Source organism: Paenarthrobacter sp. NPDC091669 (assembly GCF_044756725.1).
GTDB lineage: Bacteria > Actinomycetota > Actinomycetes > Actinomycetales > Micrococcaceae > Arthrobacter > Arthrobacter bambusae_C.
This window is the reverse complement of sequence record NZ_JBIVTK010000001.1, coordinates 531597-543281: the sequence shown is the minus strand read 5'-3', so window position 1 is coordinate 543281 and position 11685 is coordinate 531597. Positions and strand designations below refer to the sequence as shown.

The window sequence follows — 11685 nt, the reverse complement described above, 5'->3', positions numbered from 1 at the left end:
AGTCAGGGCTTAGAGCTGGGTGAAAGCTGCGACGGCGGGATCGGAGCCAATGCGCGCGCCCGCCTCCAGTGCCGTAATGGCTGCCAGTTCGGATTCGGTGAGGGAGAGGTCGGCTGCTCCAAAGTTCTCGCGCATTCTGGTGGAGTCCGCTGACTTGGGGATCACGATGGTTCCCTGTGCCAGATGCCAGGCCAGGATTACCTGTGCAGGAGTAGTGCCGTGGGCTGCCGCCACCAACGCCACCTGTTCGGCGTTCAGGTCCTTGCCCTGCCCCAAGGGGCTGTAAGCCTCCACGGCAATGCCCAGGTCGCGGCACTTGGTGGCCAGATCGCCCTGCTGGAACGTGGGGTGGACTTCGATCTGGTTGACGGCCGGAACCACTTCTGCCTCTTTGAGCAGCGTGTCCACGTGGTCGGAGAGGAAGTTGGAGATGCCGATGGCCCGGATCTGCTGGTCCTGGTAGAGCTTCTCCATTTCTTTCCACGCCTGGGTGAAGAGGCCCTGCGACGGGACCGGCCAGTGGATCAGGTACAGGTCGATGACCTCCAGGCCCAAGGCATCCCGGCTGCGCTGGAACGCGTCATAGGCTTCACCTTGCTCACCGTTGCGGAGCTTGGTGGTGATAAAGAGGTCCTCGCGGGGAATGCCCGAGGCTGCGATGGCAGCGCCTACCCCTGCCTCATTGCGGTATGCGGCAGCGGTGTCGATGTGGCGGTAGCCGGCTTCAAAGGCATCTTCCACTACGCGCTGGGTTTCCTCGGCGGGTACTTGGAAGACACCGAATCCGAGCTGGGGGATGGTGACGCCGTTGTTCAATGTCAGCTCTGGCATGACGGTCTCCTTCGACGGGATGGTTATGGCGTGACGCTCCAGAAAGCGTTTTCGGAGGTCCTGTACCGAGCCTATGCATTTTTGGCCACAGAGTCAGCAACCCAGCCTGATCCTGTTTTTCCTAGGTCTGGGAGTCCTACCCGGAATGGTGGTCTTTCACACACCTCGAACGGCAGAATGGAAGGATGGGTCAAAGCGCCGAGTTCGGTAAATTCCTCAAGGTCATGCGTGCCCGCCTCTCACCCGACGACGCCGGGGCGCACGAGTCCGGCGGTGCCCGCCGGGTGCCCGGGCTCCGCCGCGAAGAGGTGGCACGCCTTTCCGGTGTGAGCACTGACTACTACACGCGCCTGGAACAAGGCCGGAACATCCACCCCTCCAAAGCGGTCCTCGATTCCGTGGCCCGCGCACTGCGCCTTGATCCGGGGGAGCAGGCACACATGATGGACCTGCTGGAACACTGCGCCAGCTCTGCAGGAAGTCCCGGGCCGGTCCAGAAAGTCCGGCCCGCACTACGGCAGTTGCTGGACGCCGTCGGTGATGTTCCCGCCCTGGTGCTGGGCCGCCGCGCGGATGTCCTGGCCGGAAATCGGCTGGCCCACCTGCTGTTCACCGATTTCGCGGCTTTGCCTGCAGCCGAGCGGAACCTGACGCGCTGGATCATCCTGGATCCAGCGGCCGGAGCGCTGTTCAGGGATTGGAAGACCGTGGCCGCCGAAGCTGTCGGGGCGCTGCGCATGGACGTGGGCCGGCACCCCAACGATCCCCAAACCAACCAGCTGGTGGGCGAACTTGCCGTCCACAGCGAGCATTTCCGTCAGTGGTGGGCCGGGCACAGGGTTGCCACGCGCTCCGCAGGAGCGGTCCGGCTGCACCACCCGGTGGTAGGCGACCTGGAACTGAACTTTGAAACCCTGAGTCTCCCGGACGACCCCGACCAGCTCCTCCGGGTCTACTCCGCCAAGGCGGGTTCGCCGTCGTCGGACGCTTTGACCCTCTTGAACTTTGGCGACCTGGGCACCCAAGCTGAAGTCCCCGCACACGAACCAGCCCGCCGAGAAGGCAGTTGACGCCCATGTTTGTGGAAAACATGGGCGTCAACTGCCTTCTCGCGGGTGGGTAGAGGGGGGAGTCAGCGCTCCAAGCGGAAACCGAGCTTGATGGTGACCTGCCAGTCGGCCACTGCGCCGTCCTCGAGGTGGCCGCGGATTTCCTTGACTTCAAACCAGTCCAGGTTCCGCAGCGTCTGGGAGGCTGTTGCGATGCCATTCTTGATCGCGTCGTCAACGCCTTCGGTGGAAGTTCCTACAATTTCGGAAACGCTATATGTGTGGCCAGCCATGGTGCTCCTCATCAACGTCTTACGAATCTCTGGAAAATCAGGCCCGCCAGGCAGGCCGTCCAAGCAGACTAGCCCACGGATCTCCGTGCGGCCAGAGCCTGCGCTGGCCTAGCTTTCGCGCCAATCATTGCTGGTGATGTGCGAACCGGCCTGCGGTCCCATCTGCAGCATTCCGCCGTCCACGGGCCAGGACGCTCCGTTGACGTAGCTCGCCGCCGGGGATGCGAGGAAGGCGATGACGGCGGCGATTTCGCGTGCATCACCGGGGCGTCCCAGCGGAACTCCAGGCCTTTCCTTCTGGGTGGGATCCTCGTCTTCCTGGCCGGTCATGGGCGTTGCAATCTCGCCAGGTGCCACGTTGTTTGCGGTGATCCCGTACTCGGCGAGTTCCAGGGCCATGGTTTTGATGAGGCCGCCCAAACCGTGTTTGGAAGCGTCGTAGGCGGAGGCCCCTACCCGCGGTTGGAATTCGTGCACACTGGTGACGGCGATGATGCGCCCGCCGCGGCCGGCTTTCACCATGCGCTTCGCCGCTGTTTGCATGGCCACGAAGGCCCCGTTGAGGTTGGTGTCCAAGGTGGACATCCAGGTTTGGTAGTCGAGGTCAAGGAACTTGGTGCCGTCACCGGTTCCGGAGTTGTTGACGAAGACGTCCACGCCACCGAGTTCCTCAGCGAGCTTGTCGATTGCGTCCACTGTCCCTTGGACGTCCGTGGTGTCGAGTTGATGGACTGCGGCTTTACGGCCGAGGCCACGGACTTCCTCCGCGGTTTCCTCGGCGCCCTGCTGGTCCCTGTGCCACGTGATGCCTACGTCCATGCCGGCCTTGGCCAGAGCCACCGCCGTGGCCCGTCCGATGCCTGAATCCGAACCCGTGACAATGGCTGTCTGCGGGGAAAATGATGCGTCGCTCATGGTCCTGCCTTTCGCTCGGGTGATCATTCCGCCAGATGTATCCCTACCCAGTGATACTGGGCGTAAACACTCCCGATGCAAAAGGGTCATCCCGGCAGATGATGATGGAGTGTAGATTTTCTTGCAGCAGCACCCAGTGAATCCCCACAACCAGGAGTACTCATGTCAGAAGTTATTGTGGTCGGCGTCGACAACAGTGAGACCGCCAAGCGCGCAGCAGTGGCAGCAGCGAAGTTCGCCACCGCTCTCGGTGCCGAACTGCACGTGATCAGCGGCTTCTCCGATGACCGCATCGAAGAATTCGGCAGCGGAAGTGACCGTATCACCGTCTCCTCCGCCGACTCAGCGGAGTACGTTGCCCGCAAGGTCTCCGAGGAGCTTGACGTTCCTGCCGGAAACATCAAGTACTTCGCGGCCCGCGGTACGCCGGCCAACGCCCTCATCAACTACGCCGAAACCAACAACGCCTCGCTGATCGTGGTCGGCAACAAGCGCATGAAGGGCCTGGGCCGTGTCCTGGGCAGCATCGCCAACAGCGTTGCCCACGGTGCGCCGTGCGACGTGTACATCGTCAACACGGACGTCGACGCGTAACCCACCCATGTAAGTAGCAGAAGAGGCCGTTTTGAGCGTTCACAACGGCCTCTTCTGCTACCCAGTTGGTTTACCCCGTGGGGTTGTCCGGGCAGGCTGCCCCGTTGGGTTAGCCCGCTGTACCGTTCAGCACCGTCACGTTGGAGCGGGTCACATCTTTTCCAGTGGTCAGCAGGACATGAGCAGGCTGCGGGGAGTCGGAGGTGATGGTGAGGTCCCGCAGCGTCGATCCGTCTGCCGCCACCAGGAGCGTGACCCCTTCACTGTTGGTCAGGATCACGTCCGAGGCGTTCCCTGTTGCTCCGGCCAGGGTGACGTTGCGTCGATCGCCCCAGATGACGGCAGGTTCGTGATAGATCCCGGGGTGAACCAGGACGGTGACGGCGGCCGGGTTATTCGGCGGAATAGCCCCGATGGCTGCACGAATGCTGGAGTAGTCACCAGTTCCATCAAGCGCTACCGTGATGACCTTCCGGAGCGCAGGCATGGTCCCGCCCAACGGCCCGCCGAAAGCACGTACCAGCGCGGGGAGTGCCATGGTGGGCGTCAGATCATAGGAATACGGGGGCTTGAAGGCCTCGCCCCGTTCCTCCCCGGTGTTCCCTGTGCACTCCTCAAAGGTGTTGTTGCGTGCCAGCAGTTCGCCCCCGGGACCTTGGTGATGAAGAGGGTTCCGGACGTCCCGGAAATAGTTTCCCTCCACCAGCAGCAAGGCAGCGTTCCGCCCCAGCATCCCGTAGCTGGAGATGTTCTCCAGATAGTTGTTGTAGACATGCGATGCCGCGGTGTTGTCCAGGCTTGCGTTGCGCTGGTGGGTGTTCCGTATCCAGTTGTGGTGCAGTGTCAGCCGGGTGACCACGTTCTGGGTCCAGCCTTCGCCGAGGGCTTTGTTGTGGTCCGAGAACACGTTCCAGGACAGTGTGACGTTGTCGCAGTCCTTCCGAATATCCACCAGGCCGTCGCCCAGCCGGGTGAAGTGCATATGGTCCACCCAAACGTGGGTGCTGGTGTCCATCTGGATCCCGTCCCTGTCATTGTCAGGGCGCTTCCCCACAAAATCTCCGGGAATGTAGGAATCCCGCACGGTGAAGTTGCGGAACACGACGTTGGCCACGTTCACCAGCTTGAACCCGGCATTGACCACCGCCGCTCCTTCGCCTGCTCCCAGGAAGGATTTGTTGGACGTCACCGTCAGTTTTTCGTACTGGGCGAATATCAGCTCGCCGTGCAGGATCACCACCAGCGGTTCGTCGCTCTTGGCGAACCCGCGGAGCTGGCCAGGCGTACTGGCGTGGACCAGCCTGCCGCCAGCCCCACCGGTGGTGCCGTCCCGGCCGTGGGATGCGACGCCGGCGAACCCGGTGGGCGTCACGGTCCACGCACCTCCTTGCCCGTGGTTGATGGGCAGTCCGGCTTCAGTGAACCCGTTGGAGCCGGAGCCCGGCAGCACATCTTCAGCCGCCGCAGCCGGCGCAGCCGCGCCCAACAGGCCGGTAGTGGCCAAGGTGCCGGCGGCGAGTCCCGCGGAAAGAAGGGTCCGACGTCGGATGGTCAGCTCGTGTGGGTACGCCATCTCAAGCACCTGCTGCCGGCGTCCAGTCACCGAGGAAGGTTTCCTTGGTGAATCTCAATGCTTCCTGGGACGTGAGCTGGGGGTGGAACTCATTGACGTACGCGCCGGGTCCCGTGTTGTTGTATTCCGCGAAGCGGCCCTCCGTCCAAGCGTGTCCGCTCATGTCGGACCAGCCCTGCACTGCGATGTGGCTGCCCAGCTGTGAGTCGCGGATGACGGCCATGGGGTGGGCGTTGGGATCGCTGCTGGCAAACCAGGGCCTGCCCAGGCTGACAGTTCCGGGGGCGGCATTGGATGTGAGGGTGCTGTTGACGATCAGGAAGCCGTAGGGGTTCGAGTTCTTGGTGCTGGGGGCCACGATGTAGCCGTTGTTGGTGTCGCTGCCACGGTCCAGGGAATGAATGGTGCAACCATCAAAGACAGCCGTGCCCCGGCCGTAGAGGAAGTCCACGTCGCCTTCGATGTAGCAGTTTTTCAGATACGTCCGGGCGGTCGCGTCACGGCCGGTGGTATCGGCAAGGTACGTGTCCTGGTTTCCCAGGAACCTGGTGTTGTCGAAAACTACGCGGTCGGCCACGGTCCTGACGGCGAGGGCCTGGCTCCCGCCGTTGGCGGCTTCGTCATAGGCGTTCTCCACGGTGAGGTTGCGGACGGTGGTGCCTTCCGCCAGGACGTTGAGCGTGGCACTTCCCGCTGCGCCCCACGTGCCGCCGAAGAACTTGGCGCCGTTGGCCGGGGTGTCGTAGGAAATCACGACGTCGGACGGGTCACCGGTTGCTCCTTGGAGCGTCACGTTGGGCCTGTCAGCCCAGATGTTTACCGACTCCCTGTAGAAACCCGGCTTGATGGTGATGGTCCGGGGCTGGGTGTTGCCTACCGGAATGGAGCCGATGGCCGCCTGCACGCTGGCAAAGTCGCCGGTGCCGTCAAGCGCGACGGTGACTTCCGCCGTCGTGCTTGGCGCCTTGTTTTCGCGCGGTCCGGCGCTGGAAGTGACCAGGCTTGGCACGTTGGCGGCGCTGTCCTTGGCGTAGGCGTAGAACTGCGTGGGATCGAAGGCGGTGCCAACGTTGTCCTTGCGGCCACGCGTGGCATCGAAGATGTTGTCCCGGTTGACGATCTCAGTGGCGGGGTCCTTGGCCACTACGGGGTCCGCAACAGCGGTGAAGTAGTTGCCCTCCAGGACCACCTTGGCGGCGTTGCGGCCCATCATTCCGTACTGGCCGATGTCCTGCAGATAGTTGTTGTAGACGTGTGCTGCCGCGGTGTTGTCCAGACTGAAGTTGCGCTGGACGGTGTTGCGGATCCAGTTGTGGTGGATGGTCATTTTGGTGACGGCGTTGCTGGTCCAGCCGACACCCAGTGCTTTGTTGTTGTCCGCGAAGACGTTCCACGAGTAGGTGAGGTAGTCCGAGTCCTTGCGGGTATCGATCATGCCATCGCCCATGCGCTCAAACTTCATGTGGTCCACCCAGACGTGGTGCGAGGTATCCAGCTGGATCCCATCGCGGTCGTTATCCGGGCGCTTCCCGTCCCAGTCGCCCGGTATATAGGAATCGCGCACAGTGAAGTTCCTGAAGATGACATTGGAAACGTTGATGAGCTTGAAGCCGGCGTTGACCAGTTCCACGCCCGCGCCGGTGCCAATGAAGCTCTTGTTGGAGGTGACGGGAATCTTGACGTAGTCCTGCGCGGTGATCCTGCCCTTGAGGAAGATGACCAGGGGCTCCTCCGCTGCGGCATAGGCAGCCAGTTCCTCGAGTGACGACGCACTGACGTGCCTGCCGGCCTGGCCGCCGGTGGTGCCGTCAAGTCCGTTGCCGGGCAGGGAAGCGAACCCGTCCGGGCGCTCCTTCCATAGGGCGGCCGGCGCGGCCGGGACGTCGGTGCCGCCGGGTTGAGGCTCCGCCCGTGCGGGCACAGCGGTAAGGCTTCCAAGAATGACGACGGCGGTGACCGCGCCGAGCAGGCGTCGCAGGCGCATGCAAAACTCCTTTGTCTTGTCAGTGATGGTCTTGTCAGGGTCGGTCTTGTCTGGTGGAGGGACTTACTTCAGTCCCGTGGTGGCAATGCCGTTGATCAGGTACTTCTGCCCGGCAATGAAGAAGCCGATAATCGGTGCGATGGACACCACCGACATTGCGAACATGGGACCCCACATGCTCTGGCCTTCGGAGTCCATGAAAGCGCGCAGGGCCAGGGGGACGGTGTAGAGGTCCTGGTTCTGGATATAGAGCAGCGGCCCGAAGAACTCGTTCCAGGTGGAGATGAACGTGAAGATCGCGGTGGTGGCCATGGCCGGAACACAGAGAGGCAGGATGACGCGGATGAACGTCCGGAAGGGGCCGCAACCGTCGATCTGGGCGGCGTCGTCCAGTTCCTTGGGCAGGGACTTCATGAACTGGACCATCAGGAAGATGAAGAACGCATTGGTGGCCATGAAGTTGGGAACGATCAACGGCAAGTACGTATCCAGCCAACCCAGCTGGGAGAAGATGATGTACTGCGGAACCAACAGCACGTGGCCCGGCAACATCAGGGTTCCCAGCATGAGGGCAAAGAACAGCTTCCGGCCCGTGAACTCCATCCTGGCAAAGGCATACGCCGCCAGGGCGCAGGAGAAGATGTTGCCGATGATGGAGAAGATCACGATCACCATGGAGTTGATCAGGTACACGTGGAACGGCTGGTCCAGGGCGGTCCAGCCCTGTGCGTAGTTGGAGAAGTCCCAGTTCTCCGGCCACAGTCCCAACTGCCGGAAGATATCGTTGCTGGGCTTCACCGAACTGGAAATCAGCCACAGCAGGGGATAGAGCATTACCAGCCCCACCAGGCAGAGGATCAGGTGCCGCGAGAAACGGCTGGCCGGTGTGCCTGTCAGGGCGTCTTCGGGCTGTTCCTGCTTTGCCAGCTTTCGCTTGAGGGGTAGATCAAGGAGTGCCATGAGGTTGCCTTAATTGTCGTAGAAGACCCAGAACTTGGATGCGATGAAATTGATGGCGGTGAAAATCGCGATGATCATCAACAGCAGCCAGGCCATGGCCGAGGCGTACCCCATCTCGAACTCCGTAAAGCCCTTCTGGTAGAGGTACAGGTTGTAGAACAGCGTGGAATCCGCCGGACCACCCGTACCGCCACTCATCACGTAGCCCTGGGTGAAGGTCTGGAAGGAACCAATGAGCTGCATGATGAGGTTGAAGAAAATGATGGGACTGATCAAGGGCAAAGTGATGTTCCGGAACTGCCGCCACTTGGAGGCCCCATCAATGGAGGCCGCCTCGTAGTACATCCCCGGCACCTGCCGCAGGCCTGCAAGGAAAATGACCATGGGCGAACCGAAGGTCCACACGTTCAGCACAATCAGCGTGCTCAGGGAAAACTGCGGATCAGTCACCCAGGCCGGCCCTTGGATCCCGAACAAGCCGAGGAACCCATTGACGATCCCGTCATTGCCGAAGATGTAGCGCCACAGCATCACGATTGCCACGCTCCCGCCCAGCAGTGATGGCAGGTAATACACGGAGCGGTAGATCGAAAGGCCCTGCAGCCCCCGGTTCAGCACCAGGGCCACCAGCAAGGCAACAGCCAGGGAGATCGGCACCGAAACAAACGTGTAAATGAAGGTCACCTTCAGCGACTGAAGGAGCCGGGGGTCCTCGAACATGGCCTGGAAGTTCGCGAGCCCCACAAAGTTGGGCTCCGTGAAGAGGTTGTAGTCCGTGAAGGCCAGGTACAACGAGGCGAAGAACGGAATGACGGTGAACAGCATCCCCAGGAACCAGGGGAGCAGGAACAGATACCCGGATCGCTGCTTCTTCCGCCGGGACGGACGGATGCGGGACTTGCCATCTGTTGTCGGAGCCGGAGCGGAGGCGCCGGGCGGCTGTTTGGTCAGAACCGACATGGTGCCTCCGTCCTCTCAGGGACAGGTCCGGAGCTACTTGTTGATGGCTGCATTGCTCTTCTCCATGAAGGTCTTTGCGGCATCGGCGGGACTGACACGGCCGAACTCCACCTCGGTGGTCAACTGCTTGAGGGTGTCGGCAACAACACTCGCGCCCTTCGGATACACGTACGCGGCGGGAAGTTCGTCCTCCTGGATGGCGGCCATCATGTCCACGAACGTCTTGTCATCCGCACTCAACTTCGGGGTGATGGCATCAGCCACCTCCGGGTTGATCGGAACACCACGCTGGGTGAGGACCTCGGCGGCGCCCTCGGCATCGTTTGTCAGGAAGTCCACCAACTTCGCAGCTTCCTTGGGGTGCTTGGACTTGGCAGCGATGGACCACAGCATGGTGGGGTCCGCAGAGTAGCCGCGGCGCTCGCCGGTAGTTTCGCCCGGAATGCGCAGCAGGACCACTTCGCCTTCAACGGCCTCGTTGTAGCCACGGAAGTTGTTGATGGGGATGATCTGGGAAGCCACTGTGCCCTTGGCCAAGTAGGACTGTGCAGGGGAGCCGCCGATTTGCTCGAAGAACCCGGCCGGTGGATAGCCGCCGGCTTTGCGAAGGTCCACGCTGTATTGGAACCAGTCCTCAATGGTCTTCTCGCTGACGCCAAGCTTGTTGTCCTTGGTGTAGAAGTCCTCGCCGCGTTGACGGGCCAGGATGATGGGGCCGGTTTCGGTGGCGACGTCGTAACCGGCTCCGTAGACTTTTCCGCCGGTCTTCTGCGTGACTTCGGTGGCGAACTTGGCGTAGTCCTCCCAGCTCCAGGTCTTGTCATCCGGGATGGTGACGCCCGCCTGGTCCGTGATGGTTTTGTTCACCACCATGCCAATGGTGGTGACACCGGTGGCGAGGCCGTAGAGCTTGCCATCCACCTCGCCTCGGCTGAGCGTGGTTTCCGGGACTTTGTCCAGGTTCAGCTCGGGAAATGACTTGAGGTCGGCCAACGTACCGCGCTGGGCGTACTCCAGAAGGCTCCGGTTGGCCATGGCCAGGACGTCCGGCGGGTTGCCGCCGGCGAAGCGCGTGGCGAGTTTGTCTGCGTATGGACCGCTGTCCTGGTACTCGGTCTTGACGGTGATGCCCGGGTTCTTCTTTTCGAAGATCCGCAGGGCCGCCTCGGTCATCTTGGCGCGGTTCGCGTCGCCCCAGAACACGAAATTCAACTCGACGTTTCCACCGCTGCCCGACTGCGCGGCGCCACCTCCCCCGCAGCCGGTGAGGGCCAGTCCTGCCGCAACCACCGCGGCCCCCAGGACCATCCTGCGCGGGATAGGAGTGCTTGCTGTCTTCTTCATTGAATGACGCCTTTCTGATGTCCGTGTGTGGACGTGGGTTGTGGCTTTGAGCTTCTAGGGACAGAAACTTTCTGTACCTGTGTGAGCGGAGATAAACCCTAAAATCGGCTAAAGCGATGGCTTGGGCGGTTCGAAAACTAGTGAGTAAACGATTTCTAGCAAGAAAACGCTGTGACTGTCAACACATTGCAGGCTCTCGTGAGGAATATCTTGAAGAAACTTTCTTGCAAGGTTGCCGATTTCTTTCCGTCGTGATTATGCTGATTCCCACAGCAGCCAATGCCACACCAGCCAACCCGCCCTGAAGGAGGTCCAATGGGTAGCTTCCAACTCCGCGGAACAAGCGTGGTCCAGGAGAACGCCGGGCAGGATCTACCTACCCTCATGGCGCCCAGGCCTTACCTTCACCCCCTCTGCACGATGGCCGGAGTGGTCCTCACCGAGGCCGCCCCGGAGGACCACCTGCACCACCTGGGCTTGTCCTTGGCCTTCTCCGACGTGAACGGAACCAATTTCTGGGGAGGGTCAACTCACACAAAGAACGGTCCGGCGGTCCTTCCCAACCACGGGCGCCAGGTCCCGTTGGGCTGGCAGCATCGGGACGGCCACGCGGAAGGGGACATCGCCTGGATCAACCACAGTGCCCAGCAGATGGCCAGCGAACACAGGAGCTACTCCTATCAAGGGCATCCGGCTCAGAACACATGGAGCTTTTCCTTCGCCTCGCTGATCCGCCCTGCCGGTGCCGTGGAGCAGTTGTCCGTGTCGTCGTCGGCCGTTAAAGGACGTCCCGGAGCCGGCTACGGCGGAATCTTCTGGCGCTTCCCCTCAGGTGACGGCCCCGCCCACGTGCTGTGTTCCGACGGAGCAGGAGTAGAGGCGGCGCACGGGTCCCTGTCTCCGTGGCTCCTGATGGGATTACGGCATCAGGGCAAAGCTGCCAGCGTGATACTCGCGCAGGACGCCCTGCACCTCCGTCCATGGTTCGTCAGAACAGACGGGTACGTCGGCGCAGGGCCCGCAGTCGCGTGGGACAAACCAGCTACTGCGGACCGGGAGAATCCCCTCAGGCTCAGCCTCCATGCGGTGATCCACGACGGCATGGTGGCCACCAGCCGGCACGCCGAAGAACTTCTTCACCAGCACTTCCACTTCAGCAACTCTCCGGACAGGACGACATGA

11 protein-coding genes are annotated in these 11685 nt (G+C 61.9%); 3 read left to right on the top strand and 8 right to left on the bottom strand.

The features are described from left to right. Positions 1 to 9: 9 nt before the first annotated feature. Complete coding sequence (locus ACIQLI_RS02570) at positions 10 to 831, bottom strand: aldo/keto reductase (RefSeq protein ID WP_400384657.1); 822 nt, start codon at positions 829 to 831, stop codon at positions 10 to 12. Between the two features lie 185 nt (positions 832 to 1016). On the opposite strand from ACIQLI_RS02570, the gene ACIQLI_RS02565 reads away from it, so the two are divergent. After that, positions 1017 to 1901, top strand: coding sequence for a helix-turn-helix domain-containing protein (locus ACIQLI_RS02565; protein ID WP_400384655.1), 885 nt, complete (start codon positions 1017 to 1019; stop codon positions 1899 to 1901). Positions 1902 to 1963: 62 nt separating this feature from the next. On the opposite strand, the gene ACIQLI_RS02560 is transcribed toward ACIQLI_RS02565, so the two are convergent. Beyond that, complete coding sequence (locus ACIQLI_RS02560; RefSeq protein WP_011773002.1) at positions 1964 to 2173, bottom strand: dodecin; 210 nt, start codon at positions 2171 to 2173, stop codon at positions 1964 to 1966. Between the two features lie 108 nt (positions 2174 to 2281). Then, entirely contained in the window at positions 2282 to 3088 is an 807-nt protein-coding gene (locus tag ACIQLI_RS02555) for an SDR family oxidoreductase (RefSeq protein WP_400384653.1), read from the bottom strand. Between the two features lie 162 nt (positions 3089 to 3250). Here ACIQLI_RS02555 and ACIQLI_RS02550 point away from each other — a divergent pair, with 162 nt between their 5' ends. Further along, complete coding sequence (locus ACIQLI_RS02550; protein ID WP_024819067.1) at positions 3251 to 3682, top strand: universal stress protein; 432 nt, start codon at positions 3251 to 3253, stop codon at positions 3680 to 3682. Between the two features lie 109 nt (positions 3683 to 3791). Here ACIQLI_RS02550 and ACIQLI_RS02545 read toward each other — a convergent pair whose 3' ends face one another. The 5 genes from ACIQLI_RS02545 to ACIQLI_RS02525 all read right to left on the bottom strand — a co-directional run bounded on the left by ACIQLI_RS02545 (position 3792) and on the right by ACIQLI_RS02525 (position 10503). Continuing rightward, the gene (locus ACIQLI_RS02545) at positions 3792 to 5285 is read right to left on the bottom strand and encodes a pectate lyase (protein WP_400384652.1); all 1494 of its coding nucleotides are present in this window, start codon (positions 5283 to 5285) and stop codon (positions 3792 to 3794) included. Next, positions 5257 to 7239 carry a pectinesterase family protein gene (locus tag ACIQLI_RS02540; protein WP_400384650.1) on the bottom strand — a complete coding sequence of 661 codons (1983 nt, stop codon included), beginning with the start codon at positions 7237 to 7239 and terminating at the stop codon, positions 5257 to 5259. The genes ACIQLI_RS02545 and ACIQLI_RS02540 overlap by 29 nt, the downstream gene beginning before the upstream one ends. A gap of 63 nt (positions 7240 to 7302) precedes the next feature. After that, positions 7303 to 8199 (bottom strand): carbohydrate ABC transporter permease, encoded by an 897-nt coding sequence (locus ACIQLI_RS02535; RefSeq protein ID WP_400384648.1) that lies wholly within the window; start codon positions 8197 to 8199, stop codon positions 7303 to 7305. 9 nt (positions 8200 to 8208) lie between these two features. Beyond that, on the bottom strand, positions 8209 to 9159 hold the full coding sequence (locus tag ACIQLI_RS02530; protein ID WP_354231822.1) for a sugar ABC transporter permease: 951 nt from the start codon (positions 9157 to 9159) through the stop codon (positions 8209 to 8211). Between the two features lie 33 nt (positions 9160 to 9192). Then, positions 9193 to 10503: an extracellular solute-binding protein gene (locus ACIQLI_RS02525; RefSeq protein ID WP_354231824.1), complete on the bottom strand. Its 1311-nt coding sequence runs from the start codon at positions 10501 to 10503 to the stop codon at positions 9193 to 9195. 315 nt (positions 10504 to 10818) lie between these two features. Between ACIQLI_RS02525 and ACIQLI_RS02520 the strand changes: the two genes are divergently transcribed. Beyond that, positions 10819 to 11685 carry a DUF6807 family protein gene (locus ACIQLI_RS02520; protein WP_400384645.1) on the top strand — a complete coding sequence of 289 codons (867 nt, stop codon included), beginning with the start codon at positions 10819 to 10821 and terminating at the stop codon, positions 11683 to 11685.

What these genes read in the sequence shown, in the direction of transcription:
- ACIQLI_RS02535 (WP_400384648.1), bottom strand. Translation starts at nt 8,199, where the DNA reads ATGGCACTCCTTGATCTACCCCTCAAGCGAAAGCTGGCAAAGCAGGAA.
- ACIQLI_RS02570 (WP_400384657.1), bottom strand. Translation starts at nt 831, where the DNA reads ATGCCAGAGCTGACATTGAACAACGGCGTCACCATCCCCCAGCTCGGA.
- ACIQLI_RS02565 (WP_400384655.1), top strand. Translation starts at nt 1,017, where the DNA reads ATGGGTCAAAGCGCCGAGTTCGGTAAATTCCTCAAGGTCATGCGTGCC.
- ACIQLI_RS02555 (WP_400384653.1), bottom strand. Translation starts at nt 3,088, where the DNA reads ATGAGCGACGCATCATTTTCCCCGCAGACAGCCATTGTCACGGGTTCG.
- ACIQLI_RS02550 (WP_024819067.1), top strand. Translation starts at nt 3,251, where the DNA reads ATGTCAGAAGTTATTGTGGTCGGCGTCGACAACAGTGAGACCGCCAAG.
- ACIQLI_RS02530 (WP_354231822.1), bottom strand. Translation starts at nt 9,159, where the DNA reads ATGTCGGTTCTGACCAAACAGCCGCCCGGCGCCTCCGCTCCGGCTCCG.
- ACIQLI_RS02560 (WP_011773002.1), bottom strand. Translation starts at nt 2,173, where the DNA reads ATGGCTGGCCACACATATAGCGTTTCCGAAATTGTAGGAACTTCCACC.
- ACIQLI_RS02520 (WP_400384645.1), top strand. Translation starts at nt 10,819, where the DNA reads ATGGGTAGCTTCCAACTCCGCGGAACAAGCGTGGTCCAGGAGAACGCC.
- ACIQLI_RS02540 (WP_400384650.1), bottom strand. Translation starts at nt 7,239, where the DNA reads ATGCGCCTGCGACGCCTGCTCGGCGCGGTCACCGCCGTCGTCATTCTT.
- ACIQLI_RS02525 (WP_354231824.1), bottom strand. Translation starts at nt 10,503, where the DNA reads ATGAAGAAGACAGCAAGCACTCCTATCCCGCGCAGGATGGTCCTGGGG.